This is a genomic window from Pantoea sp. SGAir0430 (assembly GCF_043549295.1).
In genome coordinates this window covers 2719409-2737742 of sequence record NZ_CP039427.1, presented here as the reverse complement: position 1 = coordinate 2737742, position 18334 = coordinate 2719409, and the positions used below count along the sequence as shown (strand labels likewise).

Here is an 18334-nt window from a genome sequence, read left to right as displayed (position 1 = left end):
ATTCCAGAAAAGCGGCGAGAGTGGCAGGCCGCACGAAGTTAACCAATAAGATAGGTCGCAGTCGCAGTGGCGATGTAATCGCCCTGCTGATTGTGCAATTCGACGCGCGCAACCGCGACTTTATTCCCGGCGCGCAGCAGGCTGCTGGTGGCGACAAAGCGCTCGCCGCGGCCCGGGCGCAGGTAGTCGACGCGCATATCAATGGTGCCCATGCGTGACAGGCGCTGACGCAGCTCCTCTTCGCTGATGCTCTGCTGGCGCGACAGCGCATGGCTGACGCACACCAGCCCGGCGGCAACATCCAGCACTGAGGCAATCACGCCACCGTGCAGAATCTGCTGCGCGGCATTACCCACCAGCATGGTTTTATTGGCAAAGCCGAGTTCGGCGTAATCGGCTTCAAGGCGATCCAGCTCAAGGCCCAGTGCCTGATTAAACGGCATGTGATAGACAAAAATTTCGCCAATCAGCCGGCGCGCTTCCTGCTGTGTCAGCATCGGGGATGACATTTTTCCTGCCTTAAGATGTTAAAGAATTGTGTATATTATGCCGCGTTCGCGCCGCTTTCCAGTTTCAGAAATCCGCGCTAATCAACCACCGGGTTTGCGTGTAGAATGGCGTGCTTTTTGAACCGTCGCCCGACGATAACTTTTGCAGCGCTCTGGAGAATTCTATGCGTAAGCAGTACGCCTTGCTGGCCGCGGCATTTATGGTCCCTGCGCTGGCGCAGGCCGATGAAGCCACCGTGAAAGAGGTTCATGACGCACCAGCAGTGAAGGGCAGTATTATCGCTAACCTGCTGGAAAAACACGATAACCCATTCGTGCTTTATCCCTATGAAAATAACTATCTGCTTTACACCTACACCAGCGACATGAATAAAGAGGCGATTTCCTCTTACAACTGGGCAGACAAAGCGAAAAAGGATGAAGTAAAATTCCAGCTCAGCCTGGCGTTTCCGCTGTGGCGCGGCATTTTGGGTGACAACTCGGTGCTGGCCGCGTCGTATACTCAGCGCTCCTGGTGGCAGTTGTCGAACCGGGGGGCTTCATCACCGTTTCGTGAAACCAACTATGAGCCGCAGATTTTTCTCGGCTGGGCTACCGACTATTCGCTGGGCGGCTGGACATTACGCGACGTCGAGCTGGGTCTGAATCATCAGTCAAACGGCCGCAGCGATCCCACGTCACGCAGCTGGAACCGCGCTTACGCCCGTCTGATGGCGGAGAACGGCAACTTCCTGGCGGAAATCAAACCCTGGTATCGCCTGCCGGAAAGTGCCAGCAACGACGATAACCCGGACATCACCAAGTACATGGGCTACTACCGCGCGAAGCTGGGCTATATGCTCGGCGACAGCATTTTCAGCGTGGAAGGCAACTACAACTGGAATAGCGGCTACGGCGGTGCAACCTTCGCGTGGAGCTATCCGATTTCTGAACACGTGCGCTTTTACACGCAGCTGTTCAGCGGTTATGGTGAATCCCTTATTGACTATAACCATCGCCAGACGCGTCTTGGCGTCGGCGTAACGCTTAACGATCTGTTCTAACCAGTCAAAACAGGATTACCGTGGTAACATCGGCAGTGCTTAATCAGGAAATGCTGGCGCAGCAGGTATTACAGGATACCTTCGGCTATCAGCAGTTCCGTCCGGGTCAGCAAACCATCATCGAAACCGCGCTGTCAGGGCGCGACTGCCTGGTGGTGATGCCGACCGGCGGCGGCAAATCGCTGTGCTATCAAATCCCGGCGCTGGTGCGCGAAGGGCTGACGCTGGTGGTTTCGCCGCTGATTTCACTGATGAAAGATCAGGTCGATCAGCTGCTGGCAAACGGCGTGGCGGCGGCGTGCCTTAACTCGACGCAGACGCGTGAGCAGCAGCAGCAGGTGTTTGCGGACTGCCGCAGCGGCAAACTGCGGCTGCTGTACATCGCGCCGGAACGTCTGATGATGGATAACTTCCTCGACACCCTGCAGCACTGGAATCCGGTGATGCTGGCCGTCGATGAAGCGCACTGTATTTCGCAGTGGGGCCACGATTTCCGTCCGGAATATGGCGCGCTCGGTCAGCTGCGCCAGCGCATTCCGCAGCTGCCGGTGATGGCGCTGACCGCCACCGCCGATGAAGCCACGCGTAACGACATCGTGCATCTGCTGCAGATGCACGATCCGCTGATTCAGATCAGCAGTTTTGACCGTCCCAACATTCGCTACACGCTGGTGGAGAAGTTCAAGCCTACCGAGCAGCTGCTGCGCTATGTGCAGGATCAGCGCGGCAAAAGCGGCATCATCTACTGTAACAGCCGCGCCAAAGTGGAAGACACCGCTGCGCGTCTGCAGAGTCGCGGCATCAGCGTTGGCGCTTATCATGCCGGCATCGACAGCGAGCAGCGCGCACGCGTGCAGGAAGCCTTTCAGCGTGACGATTTGCAAATCGTGGTCGCGACCGTGGCGTTCGGCATGGGCATCAACAAGCCCAACGTGCGTTTTGTGGTGCACTTCGATATTCCGCGTAATATCGAATCCTACTATCAGGAGACCGGCCGCGCCGGGCGTGATGGCCTGCCGGCGGAAGCGATGATGCTGTACGACCCGGCCGACATGGCGTGGCTGCGTAAGTGTCTGGAAGAGAAAGCGCCAGGGCCGCTGCAGGATATTGAACGCCACAAACTCAACGCCATGGGCGCGTTTGCCGAGGCGCAAACCTGCCGTCGTCTGGTGCTGCTTAACTACTTTGGTGAAGGTCGCCAGCAGCCGTGCGGCAACTGCGATATCTGCCTCGATCCGCCGCGTCGCTATGACGGCCTGGTCGAAGCGCAAAAAGCGCTGTCGGGCATTTATCGTACCGGGCAGCGTTTTGGGATGAGCTATATTGTTGAAGTTTTGCGCGGCTCAACCAACCAGCGCATCCGCGATAACGGCCACGACAAACTGCCGGTGTACGGCCTCGGGCGCGAGCAGAGTCAGGAGCACTGGGTCAGCGTGCTGCGCCAGCTGATCCATCTGGGCATGGTGACGCAAAACATCGCCATGCACTCGGCGCTGCAGCTCACCGAGGCCGCGCGCCCGGTGCTGCGCGCTGAAGTGCCGCTGATGCTGGCGGTACCGCGTACCGTGACGGTGAAAAGCCGCAGCAGCGCGCCAAAAGTCTACGGCGGCAATTACGATCGCAAGCTGTTCGCCAAGCTGCGTAAGCTGCGTAAAGCCATCGCCGACGAAGAGAATATTCCGCCTTACGTGGTGTTTAACGACGCCACGCTGATTGAAATGGCAGAACAAATGCCGGTCAGCGCTTCAGAGATGCTGAGCGTGAACGGGGTCGGTCATCGCAAACTGGAGCGCTTCGGTAAGCCGTTCCTGCTGATGATCAAAGAACATCTTGATGAAGAATAAGGGAAATAAACCATGCTGATGTTATTTGCCACCGTCGCGCTGGTGCATCTGGTTGCGCTGATGAGTCCGGGACCGGACTTCTTTTTTGTCTCACAGACCGCCGCCAGCCGCTCGCGCAAAGAAGCGATGATGGGCGTGCTCGGCATTACGCTGGGGATTGTGATTTGGGCCGGTGTCGCGCTGATGGGCCTGCATCTGATCCTGGAGAAAATGGCGTGGCTGCATGAAATCATCATGGTCGGTGGCGGGCTGTATCTGCTGTGGATGGGCTGGCAGCTGCTGCGCTCGGCGCGTCAGCGTCACAAGCAACCTCATACGGAAGCGCCGGTGGTTGAGCTGCCAAAGCGTGGCATGAGCTTCCTCAAAGGGTTTCTCACCAACCTGTCTAACCCGAAAGCCATCATCTACTTCGGCAGTGTGTTTTCACTGTTCGTGGGTAACGATGTGGGCGCGATTGAGCGCTGGGGCCTGTTCCTGCTGATCGTCGGTGAAACCTTTGCCTGGTTTACCCTGGTGGCGGCGATTTTTGCCCTGCCGTGGATGCGCGATAAGTATCAGCGGATGGCGAAGTGGGTGGATGGTATGGCGGGCGTGCTGTTTGCCGGGTTTGGTATTCACCTCATCATCTCCCGATAAGATCCCGAACCGTAGCGGCGCAATTTTTTGCGCGTTTCAACTGGGCGCGATAAAGCGTGCCGCTACGATCAGTGCCAATCGTTACGCCATTTTACGTGCGCTGGCCAGCAGTGCGCCGACCGCCATAAACAAGCCACCAAACACCCGGTTCAGCAGCTTCATCTGCTTCGGACCTTTGATCCAGCCGGCAATGCGCGTCGCCAGCGTGGCGTAACCAATCATCACAATGATGTCGACCACGATGGTGGTCACGCCGAGCACCAGATACTGCATCAGCTGCGGCTGGTGCGGCACGATAAACTGCGGAAACAGCGCGGCGAGAAACACAATGCTCTTTGGATTGGTGAGATTCACCAGCAGCGCTCGCTGAAACAGACGACGACGCGGCATCGCTTTGGCCACCGCATTGAGATCGATTCCGCCCGCTGAGCGCCACTGTTGAATGCCAAGCCACACCAGATAGGCCGCGCCCGCCCATTTCAGTACCTCAAACGCCAGCACCGACTGCGAAAACAGCGCGCCCAGACCGGCGCCCACCAGCACAATATGCACGGCGAGACCCAGCTGTAATCCGGTAATTGAGGCTGCCGCACCGCGATAGCCGTGGCTGATGCCGGTGCTCATGGTGTTGATCGCGCCGGAACCGGGCGAGAGGCTGAGGATGGTCGTGGTTAACAGGTAGGTTAACCACCATTCAATGGTCATGGGTGACATTCCCTGAAGAGAGTGAAGTGTGACACAATACGCCAGAAAATCGCGCTGCGCTATTAAGTGCAGGGCCGCGTTTGACGTTTTTTCAGGGGGACGGATGCAGCAGCATAAACAGAGTTGGCTCGGACGTGAGCACGCTTTTTCAGCCTTTGCTACCGGTCCGCTGCTCGACTTCTGGCGTCAGCGTGAAGAGTGTGAATTCAGCGGCGTGGGCAATCTGACCATTCGCTATGTGCGCTTCACCTCACCGCAACACCGGCGTGTCATCCTGATTGTGCCCGGACGCATTGAAAGCTACATCAAATACCCCGAGCTGGCCTATGACCTGTTCCACTGCGGCTACGATGTGGTGATTATCGACCATCGCGGTCAGGGGCGTTCAGACCGGCTGCTGGCCGATTCGCATCGCGGTCACGTGGTGGAGTTCAGCGATTATGTCGACGATCTGGAAACGCTGTATCTGAAAGAGATCGTCAGCCATCACTATCAGCAGCGCTACGTGCTGGCGCACTCGATGGGCGGCGCAATTGTGGCGCTGTTCCTGGCGCGTCAGCCGCAGGCCTTCCACGCGGCGGTGTTTTGTGCGCCGATGTTTGGTATCGTGCTGCCGCTGCCGCCGTTTCTGGCGCACCGTATTCTCGACTGGGCGGAAAAGCTGCCCGCGCTGCGCGACGGCTACGCGCTGGGCACCGGACGCTGGCGCGCCAGCCCGTTTGGCATTAACCGGCTGACGCACAGTCGCGAACGTTATCGTCGCAATCTGCGCTTTTACGCCGACGATCCGGCGATTCGCGTCGGCGGCCCGACCTATCACTGGGTGCGGGAAGGGATTCAGGCCGGACGCCATATCCTTAATCAGGTGGCGCAGATTACGACACCGATTCTGCTGCTGCAGGCCAGTGAAGACGACGTGGTGGATAACCGCGCGCAGGATCTGTTCTGTGAGGCCATGGCGGCAGCGGGACATGCGGTGGAAGGCACCACGCCTTACATCATTCAGGGCGCGCGTCACGAGATCCTGTTTGAAACAGACGCCATGCGCGCCGAAGCGCTCAATGCGGTGGTCGACTTTTATCAGCGCCACCGTGACTAATGTATTCTTAGACATCAATACCAGAGGCCTACATGTACCACATCGTTGCATCCGACCTGGATGGCACGCTGCTTTCTCCGCAACATCGTCTGACGCCGTTTGCCCGCACCACGCTGCAGGAACTGGTGGCGCGCGATGTGCATTTTATCTTTGCCACCGGACGCCACTACATCGACGTCGGTCAGATGCGCGATAAGCTCGGCATTCCGGCGTATATGATCACCTCAAACGGCGCGCGCGTGCATAACGCCGACGGCGAACTGGTGTTCAGCCATAATCTGGACAGCGATATCGCCAGCGAGCTGTATGGCCTGAAGTATCACGATGAGAAAATCCTGACGCACGTTTACCGCGACGATGAGTGGCACATCAGCCGCCATAATCCGCAGGAAGCGGAGTTTTTCCAGGAATCGGTGTTCACCTATCAGGTGTATCAGCCCGGCATGCTGGCCACCGACGGCATCAGCAAAGTGTTCTTCACCTGCGACGATCCGGAGCATCTGGTTCCGCTGGAACAGGCGATTGAAGCGCGCTGGGGTGACCGGGTTAATGTCAGTTTCTCGCTGCCCACCTGTCTGGAAGTAATGGCTGGCGGCGTCTCGAAAGGGCACGCGCTGGAAGCCGTGGCGAAACAGCTTGGCTATTCGCTGAAAGAGTGCATCGCGTTTGGCGACGGCATGAATGATGTCGAGATGCTGAGTATGGCGGGCAAAGGCTGCATCATGCGTAACGCTCATCAGCGCCTGAAAGATACCCTGCCGACGCTGGAAGTGATTGGCAGCAACGCCGACGACGCGGTGCCGCAGACGCTGCGTAAGTTGTTCCTGGCCTGAATAAAACGGGCCGGTATGCACCGGCCCGCTCAGATTATGCCTGCTGCTGCTTGTGGCGATGCTCGCTGACCATGGTCAGCAGCAGTAACACCACCGCCAGCACCGATCCGACAATCATCACTAAGAAACCGCCGTCCCAGCCGAAGAAATCCACGGTGTAACCGACAATCGCACTGGCTGCCACCGATCCGCCGAGATAGCCGAACAGACCGGTAAAGCCTGCCGCAGTACCGGCCGCTTTTTTCGGTGCCAGCTCCAGCGCGTGCAGACCAATCAGCATCACCGGACCGTAGATCAGGAAGCCAATGACGATCATGCAGATCATATCCACGCCCGGATTACCCGGTGGGTTCAGCCAGTAAATGATGGTGGCGATGGTCACCAGCGTCATGAAAAACACCCCGGTGGCACCGCGATTGCCGCGGAATACCTTGTCCGACATCCAGCCGCACAGCAGCGTGCCCGGAATCCCGGCGTATTCGTACAGGAAATAGGCCCACGAGGATTTATCCAGCGTGAAGTGCTTCACCTCTTTCAGATAGGTCGGTGACCAGTCGAGAATGCCGTAGCGCAGCAGATATACGAACACGTTGGCCAGTGCGATGTACCACAGCAGCTTATTCGGCAGCACGTACTGCATGAAAATCTGCTTCGCCGTCAGCTCCTGTTCGTGGTTCTCGCTGTAATCCGGCGGATAGTCATTCTTCCATGCCTCAATCGGCGGTAGCCCGCACGACTGCGGCGTATCGCGCATCAGCGCAAAAGCGATGATGGCGACGAGGATGGCACCAAACGCCGGCATATAGAGCGCGGCTTTCCAGTCGTTAAACCACGCCATGCCGAGCAGGAACAGCAGCGGAGGAATACCGCCACCCACGTTGTGCGCGCAGTTCCATACCGACACAATGCCGCCGCGCTCTTTCTGCGACCACCAGTGCACCATGGTGCGTCCGCACGGTGGCCAGCCCATGCCCTGGAACCAGCCACACAGAAACAGCAGCACGAACATCACCATGATGCTCGAGGTTGCCCACGGCACGAAGCCCATCACCAGCATCACGGCGGCGGCGAGAATCAGGCCGGCGGGTAAAAAGACCCGCGGGTTGGAGCGATCCGAGACCGATCCCATGATGAATTTGGAAAAACCGTAGGCGATGGAGATGCCGGAGAGGGCAAAGCCAAGGTCGCCGCGGGAAAAGCCTTGTTCGACCAGGTAAGGCATCGCCAGCGCAAAGTTTTTGCGCACCAGATAATAGGCGGCGTAGCCAAAGAAAATGCCGAAGAAGATCTGCCAGCGCAGACGACGATAGAGCGGATCGACGCGATCATCCGCCACCTGGGGCTGGTGTGGTGCAGGTTTAAAAATACTCAACATCAGAATGGCCCTCCAAGGGCGCAATATAGTTATCGATTCCCAGCAGGTTGGGGCAAAAAAAGTACGACAGCGAACAGAAAGCAACCTTTCCATTTCGCGCACAGAATAGTGATGGTTACGCGCAGTTACTGTGACGTGTGACACATATGTTACAGTTTTATGACAATAAAGAGCGATATAAACCAGTAAATGTTGGATTTCGCGCATTTCTGTCAGAGAAAACGGCGCGCTGCCTCATAAAAATCGCCGCCCGTCGGTCAACCCGCCATGCGGACGCGTGCCTGCTGACCGGGCAGGGAAGATGCGATCGTGTTTAATTTCATCACATGTCAACCAGATTATCCCGCCAGCGCGCTGTAGTTTGTTTACACTAGCGCCAGTGTTGAACTTTAGGATACATAACCGTGCTGTTGCTGATCGTTACCACCATTCTGTGGGCTTTTTCTTTTAGTTTAATCGGGGAGTATCTGGCGGGGCAGGTGGATACCTGGTTCTCGGTGCTGATGCGTTTAGGCCTGGCGGCGCTGGTCTTTCTGCCGTTTCTGCGCTGGCGCGGTTACCGCGCCTCAACGTTACTGCTCTATATGCTGGTGGGCATGCTGCAATTAGGCATCATGTATCTGATCAGTTTCGAGGCTTATCTCTATCTCAGCGTGCCGGAATTCCTGCTGTTTACGGTGATGACGCCGCTATATGTCACGCTGATTTATGACCTGCTCAGCAAGCGCCCGCTGCGCATTGGCTATGCTTTCAGCGCGCTGCTGGCGGTGCTCGGTGCGGCCATTATCCGCTACGACAAAGTCAGCGATGATTTCTGGTTCGGACTGCTGCTGGTGCAGGCGGCTAACATCTGCTTTGCGATTGGCATGGTGGGCTATAAGCGCCTGCAGGAAGTCCGCCCGATGCCGCAGCACACCGCGTTCTCGTGGTTCTATCTCGGCGCAGTGCTGATCGCGGTGATCGCCTGGTGCATCTGGGGCAATCCGCACAAGCTGCCGACCACCACGCTGCAGTGGGGCGTGCTGGTGTGGCTGGGCGTGGTCGCGTCCGGGCTGGGTTACTTCATGTGGAACTACGGCGCGACCCAGGTCGATGCCGGGACGCTGGGCATTATGAACAACATGCACGTGCCGGCAGGATTACTGGTGAATTTGGCGATCTGGCAGGAGAAGCCGCACTGGCCGAGCTTTATCGCCGGGGCGATAGTGATTTTTGCGTCCCTGTACGTGCATAAACGCTGGGTACTGGGACACACGGCCAAAAGCAGCAGTTCAGGCGCTTAGCTTTTTTTCGCGGGTGTAGATGGCCGCTGAATCAGCGTTAAACCTTTCAGGAAGTTACGCAGAATCTGGTCACCGCACTCGCGATAATTTTTATGATCCGGGTTGCGGAAAATCGCGCCGATTTCAGCCTGTGACACCTTGAAGTTAGCCTTCAATAAGATATCCGGGATATCGGTGGTTTTCAGCGCGAAGGCGATGCGTAACTTCTTGAGAAAGATATTATTGTTCATGCGGCGCTCAACCGACGGGGCCGGCGCGTCTTCGCTTTTGCCGCGACGGTAGAAAATCAGACCGTTGAGGAAGTAGCCCATCAGCACATCCGGCAGTTTACGAAACGCCTCATCGTCATCTTTCTTCAGCCACGCCTGCACATCTTCACGCGGTACTTCACTGCCCGCCAGCGCAAAAATCTCCACCACTTTGCTGTCGCTCAAATCCAGCATATAGCGCACGCTGCGCAGCACATCGTTATTGGTCATGGTGAAACTCTCCGGTAGCGGTTAAGGCGGCGCATTATAGAGCAGGCAGGGCAGGGATAACAGCACGGGCGACATTGGCCGCCCGCGGCATCAGGACGAGACCGGCTGCAGGGAACCGGGGCGCGAGGCATCGCGCACATAAGGCAGGTGTTCGCAGGCGTGCTGACGGGCAAAGCGCACAAAGGCCTCCAGCACCGGCTGCCGCTGCTCGCCATCGCGCATCGCCGCGTATAAACGGCTCCACAACCCGTCGCCCAGCGTGCGCGTCACCACCAGCCCCTGGTGCTCAAAGCTCTCTACCACCCAGTGCGGCAGCGCGGCAATGCCCATGCCGGCTGACACCATCTGGATCAGCAACAGTGTATTATCCACGCTCTTCAGCGCCGGGCTGACGCCGGCTGGCTGTAAGAAGTTACGCCACACGTCCAGCCGCTGACGCTGTACCGGATAGATCATCAGCACCTCATCGGCCAAATCTTCCGGCGTGATGTGAGCCAGCTGCGCCAGGCGGTGATCCGGCGCCAGCACCAGCCGCACCTCAAAATCAAACATCGGCGCATAGAACAAACCGCTGCGCGGCAGAATATCGGACGTCAGCACCACGTCCAGTTCACCCTGCTGCAGCGCCGGCTGCGGATCAAAGGTCACGCCGGATTTGAAGTCCATCACTACCTGCGGCCAGCTCTGACGGAAATTGTTCAGGGCCGGCGTCAGCCACTGGATGCAGCTGTGGCATTCGATAGCGATGCGCAACGTGGTCTGATGCGGCTCATGACAGGCCTGCAGCGCCTGCTGAATCTGCGGCAGAATCTGCTCCGCCAGCTGCAACAGAATCTCTCCCTGCGGCGTAAAACGGAGCGGCTGGCTCTTACGCACGAACAGCCGGAAGCCCAGCCGCTGTTCCAGGTCGCTGAACTGGTGAGACAACGCCGATTGCGTCTGATGAAGCTGAGCGGCGGCGGCAGCCAGCGAGCCGGTGTGCCGTAACGCCTGCAGCGTCCGCAGGTGTTTGAGTTCGATCATGAGAGTCCTTCACATCGAGATTGAACAAATTGCGCTTGAGACACATACAGTACCCGCAGATTATAGCGGTGTAAACATCTGGACGGCTAAACATCTCAGTCAGACGCGACGGCCACTTTACCTTTGTCCAGCTAATACGCTCAGCGCACGGCAGGATTGCCCGCTGGATGAACGTAAATCGGTTGCTGCGACTGTCGCACAGCGAACAACTTCTGGAGAATCTCACATGACCATTCTGAACCATACTCTCGGTTTCCCTCGCGTCGGACTGCGCCGCGAACTGAAAAAAGCGCAGGAAAGCTACTGGGCCGGGAACAGCTCACAGGACGAACTGCTGGCGGTGGGTCGTGAACTGCGCGCCCGTCACTGGCAGCAGCAGAAAGACGCCGGTGTTGATCTGCTGCCGGTCGGCGATTTTGCCTGGTACGATCACGTACTGACCACCAGCCTGCTGCTCGGTAACGTACCGGCACGGCACCAGAATAAAGACGGCTCGATTGACCTCGACACCCTGTTCCGCATCGGCCGCGGTCGGGCGCCCAGCGGCGAGCCTGCGGCGGCGGCAGAGATGACCAAATGGTTTAACACCAACTATCACTATATCGTGCCGGAATTTACCCAGGGTCAGCAGTTCCGTCTCAGCTGGACGCAACTGCTGGACGAGGTGGATGAAGCGCTGGCGCTCGGCCACACCATCAAACCGGTGCTGCTGGGGCCGGTGACCTATTTGTGGCTGGGTAAGGTGAAAGGTGACGCCTTTGACCGCCTGTCGCTGCTGCAGGCCATTCTGCCGGTGTACCGTCAGGTGCTGGCTGAACTGCGTCAGCGCGGCATCGAATGGGTGCAGATTGATGAGCCGGCGCTGGCGCTGGAACTGCCGCAGGCGTGGCGCGAGGCGTTTAAACCGGCGTACGACGCGCTACAGGGCGAAGTGAAACTGCTGCTGACCACCTACTTTGACAGCATTGGTCAGAATCTTGATGTCATCAAAACGCTGCCGGTGCAGGGCCTGCACGTGGACCTGGTGCACGGCAAAGACGACCTTGAGCAACTCAACCAGCAGATCCCGGCGGACTGGCTGCTGTCGCTGGGGGTGATCAATGGCCGTAACGTCTGGCGCGCCGATCTCACCCGCTGGTTTGAGCGCCTGCAGCCGCTGACCGGCCAGCGTCAACAGCTGTGGATCGGTTCCTCCTGCTCACTGCTGCACAGCCCCATTGACCTGAGCGTGGAAACCCGCCTCGACGACGAGATAAAAAGCTGGTTCGCCTTTGCGTTACAGAAGTGCACGGAGCTGTCGCTGCTGAGTCAGGCGCTGAACCAGCACGATGCCGCTGCGCTGCACGCCTGGAGCGCGCCGATTCGTGCCCGGGCAAATTCTGCTCGCGTGCATAATCCCGCCGTGGCGCAGCGTCTGGCGCAAGTCCAGGCCAGAGACACTGAGCGCAACAGCAGCTACACCGTGCGTGCTCAGGCGCAGCGTCAGCGCTTTAACCTGCCGGCGTGGCCCACCACCACCATCGGTTCTTTCCCGCAGACCACCGAGATTCGCGGCCTGCGCCTCGACTTCAAAAAAGGCAACATTGACGGCGGCCACTACCGCACCGGTATCGCGGAACACATCCGACAGGCGATTGCGGAGCAGGAGCGTCTGGGGCTCGACGTGCTGGTGCATGGCGAAGCCGAGCGTAACGACATGGTGGAGTACTTCGGCGAAAACCTCGACGGCTTTGTTTTCACCCAGAACGGCTGGGTTCAGAGCTACGGCTCGCGCTGTGTTAAGCCGCCGGTGATCATCGGGGACGTCAGCCGCCCGCAGCCGATTACCGTCGAGTGGGCAAAGTATGCGCAGTCGCTGACCGACAAACCGGTGAAGGGCATGCTGACCGGACCGGTCACCATCCTGTGCTGGTCGTTCCCGCGGGAAGACGTGACCCGCGAAACCATCGCTAAACAGATTGCGCTGGCGCTGCGCGACGAAGTGCAGGACCTGGAAAAAGCCGGTATCGGCATCATTCAGATTGACGAACCGGCGCTGCGTGAAGGCTTGCCGCTGCATCAGTCTGACTGGGCAGCCTATCTGCGCTGGGCGGTGGACGCGTTCCGCCTTAACGCCGCGGTGGCGCAGGACGAGACGCAGATTCACACCCACATGTGTTATTGCGAGTTCAACGACATCATGGATTCGATTGCCGCGCTGGACGCCGACGTGATCACTATCGAAACCTCACGTTCTGATATGGATCTGCTGGATGCGTTTAAAGCGTTTGAATATCCCAATGAAATCGGGCCGGGCGTGTATGACATCCACTCACCCAACGTACCGAGCGTGGAGTGGATGGAAGATCTGCTGCGCAAAGCGGCGCAGAGTATTCCGCAGCAGCGCCTGTGGGTGAACCCGGACTGTGGCCTGAAAACGCGCGGCTGGAGTGAAACGCGTCAGGCGCTGGCCAACATGGTGAAAGCGGCGCAGAAGCTGCGCGCCGAAACCGTTTGATGGCAGGATAATACGTTGTGTTGTTGAGTTGGGGCGCGCTGGCGCCCCTTTTTTTATTCCGCGTTTGGCGCGACGCCATACTGCTTAAACCACGCCAGCATGCGCTGCCAGCCATCCTGTGCGGAATCGGCGTGGTAGCTCGGACGATAGTCGGCGTTGAAGGCGTGGCCAGCTTCCGGATACACCACAATCTCGGCTTTGGCATTGGCCGCGTGCAGGGCCTGGCGCATCTTATCGATACTCTCCAGTGGAATGCTTTCATCCTGGCCGCCATACAGGCCCAGCACCGGTGCATTCAAATCCACTGCAATATCAATAGGATGTTTCTGCTGCTTCAGCGTTTTCTCGCCCTCCAGGCGACCGTACCAGGCGGCGGCGGCGCGCACCTGCGGATTATGGGCGGCAAACAGCCAGCTGATGCGACCGCCCCAGCAGAAACCGGTGATCGCCAGACGACGGATATCGCCGCCGTGGCGCGCCGCCCAGTTGGCCACGTGGTCGAGATCCGACAGTACCTGCGAATCCGATACTTTGCTCACCAGCTCTTTGAACAGGGTGGGGATATCGTTGTAATCGTTGGGATCGCCTTCGCGGAAATAGAGCTCCGGCGCCACGGCGAGATAGCCTTCCAGTGCCAGACGGCGGCACAGATCGCGGATGTGCTCGTGCACGCCGAAAATTTCCTGCACCACCAGCACGACCGGCAGCGTGCCTCTAAACTGTTGCGGACGAGCATAATAAGCCGGCAGGTTCTCACCCTGGCTCGGCACGGACGTCTCGCCCGCGTGAATGGCATCGCTGGCGGTAATGATGGTGCTGGCTGCGGTGGGCTGCACCGCTGGCGCAAAGCCGTCGGTGGCGGATTTTTGTGCCATATTGTCTTCGGTTTTCATGGTTCTCTCCGTGCTAGCAAGTGCGCAATCACGTAACTATAGCCTGGCCTTACGGCAAGGCTGGCGTAGGGTACGGGGGATGGTTAACCTGGTCTGCTTCTCTATTAACACTGCCTTTTACGGTTACACAGCACCGCTTGTAGCAATTCAGCGCAGCAGACCGCTAATATGTGATTAGAGTCACACAATATTTTTAGTTCAATGTAACTTTCATTATTGATAGTGAATTCAGTCACATATTTATCCGGGCCGCTGACGTAAAGTGGCGCGCTTATTCCCCTTATCTTCCAGGAGTCTGATATGGCCCAGTCTGACGTTTTCCACCTTGGCATCACCAAAGCCGATTTGAAAGGAGCCACGCTGGCGATTGTTCCTGGCGATCCGGAGCGCGTGAAGAAAATCGCGGCGCTGATGGAGAATCCACAGCACCTCGCGTCGCACCGTGAATTCACCACCTGGCTGGCGGAGATCGACGGCAAACCGGTGGTCGTCTGTTCCACCGGTATTGGCGGTCCGTCCACTTCTATCGCCGTTGAAGAGCTGGCGCAGCTGGGCGTGCGTACCTTCCTGCGTGTGGGTACCACCGGCGCGATTCAGCCACACATCAACGTGGGTGATGTGCTGGTGACCACCGCCTCGGTCCGTCTGGACGGTGCCAGCCTGCACTTTGCGCCGATGGAATTCCCAGCGGTGGCTGATTTCGCCTGCACCACCGCGCTGGTGGCCGCGGCAGAAGCCTGCGGTGCGACCACGCATATTGGTGTCACTGCCTCGTCAGACACCTTCTATCCTGGCCAGGAGCGCTACGACACCTTCTCCGGACGCGTAGTGAGCCGCTTCCAGGGCTCGATGAAAGAGTGGCAGCAAATGGGCGTACTTAACTATGAAATGGAATCCGCTACACTGTTAACCATGTGCGCCAGTCAGGGACTGCGTGCCGGCATGGTGGCTGGCGTCATCGTGAATCGCACGCAAAAAGAGATCCCGGATGCGGCCACTATGAAGCAGACAGAAAGCGATGCGGTGAAAATTGTGGTGGATGCCGCGCGTCGCTTACTTTAGCGCGCCAGTCAGGGAATGATTTCGAGACCAGGCTTATAGGGAGCTCAGCAATTGCCTGATTAGAATGCGCGCAATTTCAGCCGATTCTGAGAAATTTCCTATGCGCAAAACGATCTCTGTCCCACGTCCGGGTTTTACCAGCCGCCCTGCTGCAATGCAGGCCCGCGTTGAGAGTGCCGCCGCGCGGTTTCGTCAGGCAATGGCCGCGTCAGATTATCCTCTGGCGCGCCAGTGCTGCGAAGAAGTGCTGCGCGTCATGCCTAACCAGATGCAGGTGCTCAGCGACTACGCGCTGACGCTGATGCGCGTCGGCGAACATAAAAAATCCTACAAGATTTACCAGAAAATCTATCAGGCACCGGCGGCGCAGCGCGCGCAGGCGTCGGAAACCTGGCTGGATGGCCTGACGGAAGTGTGTGGCTGGCTGGATAAGACAGATGAAGTGGCGCGTTATGGCCTGGAATCGCTCACCCAATCCGACATGCGTTTCAGTCAGGGCGCGAAAGCGACTTTTCCCGCACCGGCGCCTGCGCCGATTAACCGCAGCAATCCGGCAGAAAATATCATCTCCTTCAGTCTGTATGGCGGTCAGCCGCGCTATTGCGAAACCCTGATCAAAAACGTTGAGGTGGCGCGTGAGCTCTATCCGGACTGGATGTGCCGCATCTATCTCGACGATAGCGTGCCGCAGCACGTGTGGCAGCGCCTGACCCAGCCAAACACCCAACTGGTGGATATGTCGCAGGAGAAAACCATTTTCCCTACGCTGTGGCGCTTTCTGGTGATGGACGATGTCAGCGTAAAACGCTACATCGTGCGGGATGCGGATTCGCTGCTGTCAGAGCGCGAAGTCGCGGCCGTCGACGCCTGGCTGGCTTCGCCATTCTGGTTCCACCACATGCGCGATTATTATTCGCACACCGAGCTGTTACTGGCCGGCATGTGGGGCGGCTGTCACGGCGTGTTTCACAACGTGGAGCAGCAGATGCGCGACTTTATCGCGCAGTATGACGGCAGCGAGCGCTTTACCGACCAGTACTTCCTCAAGGTAGCGCTGTGGCCGACGGTACGCGACAGCATCCTCAATCACGACGATATCTTTCACTTCCACCACGCGCAGCCGTGGCCGGCGCATGCGCCGATTCGCTGGCAGACCGACAGCTTCCACGTCGGCAGCAACGCCGGTTTCGCCAGCATGGCCGGCAAAGTGGCTAACGCTGAAAATGGCCAGCAGCAGGTGGAGCTGACCTACGGCGGCAACAGCTGGTGCTATCCGGCGAAGGTGAAAAGCGACAGCGAATGGGTGCTGCCGATGCCGTTTTTCCTGATTGATGCCTGGAAAGCCGGCGACCTGACCGTACGCGCCCTGTAGTTGCCCGGACGGAGCCTATCGCGCCCGCGATAAAATCCGCGGGTTGCCATGAATGTTCTGGACATTCATACAGTGGCGCTCTACCTTCTCCTCAGCGAGACGATCCGCGGGGGGATTATGGATCAGCAACTTATCATCAGCGGCGCGCTGGCGCTGGCCGGTTTGGGCATTGGCTGGATTATTGCCCAGCTGCGCGCCGGCCATCAGCACGCCAGCTTCACCACCGAACGCCGCCTGCTGGAACAGGCGCAGCAGCGTCAGCAGCAGCAGCTGGAACAGCTGCAACAGCAACTGCAGCAGCGCGAACAGGAGCTGCGCCAGCTACACGGCACGCTAAGCGGCGCGCAGGAGCGCCTGCAGCAGCTGGATTACTGGCGGGCCGAGAGTGAACAGCTCAGCCGCGAGTTGCGTAATCAGCTGGAAGTTAACAGCGCGCAGGAAGCCGAACTGCGGGAAGTCACCATTCGATTAGAAGAGACGCGTTTCGCCGCTGAGGAGAAGCAGCGTCTGCTGACCAACAGCGAACAGCGCCTGAGTGCGCAGTTTGAAAACCTCGCCAACCGAATCTTCGAAAACAGCGGAAAACGCGTCGACGAGCAGAACCGGCAGAGCCTCAACAGCCTGATCGGCCCGCTGCGCGAACAGCTGGACGGCTTCCGCCGCCAGGTCAACGACAGCTTCGGCCAGGAAGCGCGTGAACGCCACACGCTGGCGCATGAGATTCGTCAGCTGCAGCAGCTCAACGCGCAGATGGCGCAGGAAGCGATCAACCTCACCAAAGCGCTGAAGGGCGACAATAAAATTCAGGGCAACTGGGGCGAAGTGGTGCTCAGCCGGGTGCTGGAGGCCTCAGGTCTGCGCGAAGGCTACGAGTACCAGACTCAGGTCAGCGTGCAGCTGGAGCAGCAGGGCCGTATGCAACCGGATGTGATTGTGCGTCTGCCGCAGGGTAAAGATGTGGTAATTGACGCCAAAATGACGCTGATTGCCTATGAGCGCTACTTCAACGCCGACGATGAGCTGACGCGCGAACAGGCGATTCAGGAGCACATCAACGCGGTGCGCGGGCATATCCGGCTGCTGGGGCGTAAAGATTATCAACAATTGCCCGGTTTACGCTCGCTGGATTATGTGCTGATGTTTATTCCGGTCGAACCGGCGTTTCTGCTGGCGATCGATCGTCAGCCGGAGCTGATCAGCGAAGCGCTGCAGCAAAACATTATGCTGGTCAGCCCGACCACGCTGCTGGTGGCGCTGCGCACCATTAATAACCTGTGGCGCTATGAGCATCAGAGCCGTAATGCCCAGCGCATCGCCGACCGCGCTGCGCGCTTGTACGATAAGATGCGGCTGTTTGTCGATGATATGAGCGGCATCGGGCATAGCCTCGACAAAGCGCAGCAGAGTTATCAGCTAGCGATGAAAAAGCTGGCACAGGGGCGCGGCAATCTGATCGCCCAGAGCGAGTCGTTTCGTGCGCTTGGCGTGGAGATCAAACGGCCCATCAACCCGCAACTGGCAGAGCAGGCGCAGCCCGACGCGGCGGATGATACATGGGCCGATGATAGCGAGCCCGCTGAAAATGCGGCAGATTCTTCCGCCGCTTCCCTGCGCCGCATTAACGAATAACACGCCGGTGGCGTGCTCGGATCGCCCGACTCTGATACACTTCGGGAAGTAT

Annotated in this window: 16 protein-coding genes; 10 read left to right on the top strand and 6 right to left on the bottom strand. The window is 58.4% G+C overall.

Annotated elements, in window-relative coordinates; translation table 11 throughout:
* Positions 1–38 precede the first annotated feature (38 nt).
* Positions 39–509: a thioesterase family protein gene (locus E7738_RS13000; RefSeq protein ID WP_031279610.1), complete on the bottom strand. Its 471-nt coding sequence runs from the start codon at positions 507–509 to the stop codon at positions 39–41.
* A 164-nt stretch (positions 510–673) separates the two neighbouring features.
* On the opposite strand from E7738_RS13000, the gene pldA reads away from it, so the two are divergent.
* Genes pldA through rhtC form a run of 3 tightly spaced genes read left to right on the top strand, consistent with a single transcriptional unit; the run spans position 674 to position 4032 of the window.
* Positions 674–1552: a phospholipase A gene (gene pldA, locus E7738_RS12995; protein ID WP_021506965.1), complete on the top strand. Its 879-nt coding sequence runs from the start codon at positions 674–676 to the stop codon at positions 1550–1552.
* A 20-nt stretch (positions 1553–1572) separates the two neighbouring features.
* Complete coding sequence (recQ, locus tag E7738_RS12990) at positions 1573–3396, top strand: ATP-dependent DNA helicase RecQ (RefSeq protein ID WP_394515691.1); 1824 nt, start codon at positions 1573–1575, stop codon at positions 3394–3396.
* A 12-nt stretch (positions 3397–3408) separates the two neighbouring features.
* Positions 3409–4032, top strand: a complete 624-nt coding sequence (gene rhtC, locus E7738_RS12985; protein ID WP_021506963.1) for a threonine export protein RhtC — start codon at positions 3409–3411, stop codon at positions 4030–4032.
* 81 nt (positions 4033–4113) lie between these two features.
* Here rhtC and rhtB read toward each other — a convergent pair whose 3' ends face one another.
* A complete protein-coding gene (gene rhtB / locus E7738_RS12980; RefSeq protein ID WP_021506962.1) occupies positions 4114–4737 on the bottom strand; it encodes a homoserine/homoserine lactone efflux protein in 624 nt (207 codons plus the stop codon).
* Between the two features lie 103 nt (positions 4738–4840).
* On the opposite strand from rhtB, the gene pldB reads away from it, so the two are divergent.
* Complete coding sequence (gene pldB / locus E7738_RS12975) at positions 4841–5836, top strand: lysophospholipase L2 (protein ID WP_058775518.1); 996 nt, start codon at positions 4841–4843, stop codon at positions 5834–5836.
* 32 nt (positions 5837–5868) lie between these two features.
* A complete protein-coding gene (gene yigL / locus E7738_RS12970; protein ID WP_058758117.1) occupies positions 5869–6669 on the top strand; it encodes a sugar/pyridoxal phosphate phosphatase YigL in 801 nt (266 codons plus the stop codon).
* Positions 6670–6703: 34 nt separating this feature from the next.
* On the opposite strand, the gene glpT is transcribed toward yigL, so the two are convergent.
* On the bottom strand, positions 6704–8044 hold the full coding sequence (glpT, locus tag E7738_RS12965; protein ID WP_058758118.1) for a glycerol-3-phosphate transporter: 1341 nt from the start codon (positions 8042–8044) through the stop codon (positions 6704–6706).
* A gap of 404 nt (positions 8045–8448) precedes the next feature.
* Between glpT and E7738_RS12960 the strand changes: the two genes are divergently transcribed.
* On the top strand, positions 8449–9327 hold the full coding sequence (locus E7738_RS12960) for a carboxylate/amino acid/amine transporter (RefSeq protein ID WP_150361811.1): 879 nt from the start codon (positions 8449–8451) through the stop codon (positions 9325–9327).
* On the opposite strand, the gene E7738_RS12955 is transcribed toward E7738_RS12960, so the two are convergent.
* Together E7738_RS12955 and metR are read right to left on the bottom strand one after the other, a co-directional pair.
* Positions 9324–9806, bottom strand: coding sequence for a YehS family protein (locus E7738_RS12955; protein WP_021506956.1), 483 nt, complete (start codon positions 9804–9806; stop codon positions 9324–9326). The genes E7738_RS12960 and E7738_RS12955 overlap by 4 nt on opposite strands.
* Before the next feature lie 90 nt (positions 9807–9896).
* A complete protein-coding gene (metR, locus tag E7738_RS12950; protein ID WP_021506955.1) occupies positions 9897–10829 on the bottom strand; it encodes an HTH-type transcriptional regulator MetR in 933 nt (310 codons plus the stop codon).
* 226 nt (positions 10830–11055) lie between these two features.
* On the opposite strand from metR, the gene metE reads away from it, so the two are divergent.
* Positions 11056–13326: a 5-methyltetrahydropteroyltriglutamate--homocysteine S-methyltransferase gene (metE, locus tag E7738_RS12945; RefSeq protein WP_394515690.1), complete on the top strand. Its 2271-nt coding sequence runs from the start codon at positions 11056–11058 to the stop codon at positions 13324–13326.
* A gap of 53 nt (positions 13327–13379) precedes the next feature.
* Here the strand turns inward: metE and E7738_RS12940 are convergent, their stop codons facing one another.
* A complete protein-coding gene (locus E7738_RS12940) occupies positions 13380–14219 on the bottom strand; it encodes a dienelactone hydrolase family protein (protein ID WP_394515689.1) in 840 nt (279 codons plus the stop codon).
* Positions 14220–14519: 300 nt separating this feature from the next.
* On the opposite strand from E7738_RS12940, the gene udp reads away from it, so the two are divergent.
* The 3 genes from udp to rmuC all read left to right on the top strand — a co-directional run bounded on the left by udp (position 14520) and on the right by rmuC (position 18282).
* Complete coding sequence (gene udp, locus E7738_RS12935) at positions 14520–15281, top strand: uridine phosphorylase (RefSeq protein ID WP_021506952.1); 762 nt, start codon at positions 14520–14522, stop codon at positions 15279–15281.
* A 100-nt stretch (positions 15282–15381) separates the two neighbouring features.
* Entirely contained in the window at positions 15382–16653 is a 1272-nt protein-coding gene (locus E7738_RS12930; RefSeq protein ID WP_059012367.1) for a tetratricopeptide repeat protein, read from the top strand.
* Between the two features lie 117 nt (positions 16654–16770).
* Entirely contained in the window at positions 16771–18282 is a 1512-nt protein-coding gene (gene rmuC, locus E7738_RS12925) for a DNA recombination protein RmuC (protein ID WP_021506950.1), read from the top strand.
* The last annotated feature ends 52 nt before the right edge of the window (positions 18283–18334 follow it).

Excerpts from the sequence above, each read along its gene's own strand:
- rhtB (WP_021506962.1), bottom strand. The coding sequence starts at position 4,737 with ATGACCATTGAATGGTGGTTAACCTACCTGTTAACCACGACCATCCTC.
- E7738_RS13000 (WP_031279610.1), bottom strand. The coding sequence starts at position 509 with ATGTCATCCCCGATGCTGACACAGCAGGAAGCGCGCCGGCTGATTGGC.
- yigL (WP_058758117.1), top strand. The coding sequence starts at position 5,869 with ATGTACCACATCGTTGCATCCGACCTGGATGGCACGCTGCTTTCTCCG.
- udp (WP_021506952.1), top strand. The coding sequence starts at position 14,520 with ATGGCCCAGTCTGACGTTTTCCACCTTGGCATCACCAAAGCCGATTTG.
- E7738_RS12930 (WP_059012367.1), top strand. The coding sequence starts at position 15,382 with ATGCGCAAAACGATCTCTGTCCCACGTCCGGGTTTTACCAGCCGCCCT.
- rmuC (WP_021506950.1), top strand. The coding sequence starts at position 16,771 with ATGGATCAGCAACTTATCATCAGCGGCGCGCTGGCGCTGGCCGGTTTG.
- rhtC (WP_021506963.1), top strand. The coding sequence starts at position 3,409 with ATGCTGATGTTATTTGCCACCGTCGCGCTGGTGCATCTGGTTGCGCTG.
- glpT (WP_058758118.1), bottom strand. The coding sequence starts at position 8,044 with ATGTTGAGTATTTTTAAACCTGCACCACACCAGCCCCAGGTGGCGGAT.
- metR (WP_021506955.1), bottom strand. The coding sequence starts at position 10,829 with ATGATCGAACTCAAACACCTGCGGACGCTGCAGGCGTTACGGCACACC.
- pldA (WP_021506965.1), top strand. The coding sequence starts at position 674 with ATGCGTAAGCAGTACGCCTTGCTGGCCGCGGCATTTATGGTCCCTGCG.
- metE (WP_394515690.1), top strand. The coding sequence starts at position 11,056 with ATGACCATTCTGAACCATACTCTCGGTTTCCCTCGCGTCGGACTGCGC.
- pldB (WP_058775518.1), top strand. The coding sequence starts at position 4,841 with ATGCAGCAGCATAAACAGAGTTGGCTCGGACGTGAGCACGCTTTTTCA.
- E7738_RS12940 (WP_394515689.1), bottom strand. The coding sequence starts at position 14,219 with ATGAAAACCGAAGACAATATGGCACAAAAATCCGCCACCGACGGCTTT.
- E7738_RS12955 (WP_021506956.1), bottom strand. The coding sequence starts at position 9,806 with ATGACCAATAACGATGTGCTGCGCAGCGTGCGCTATATGCTGGATTTG.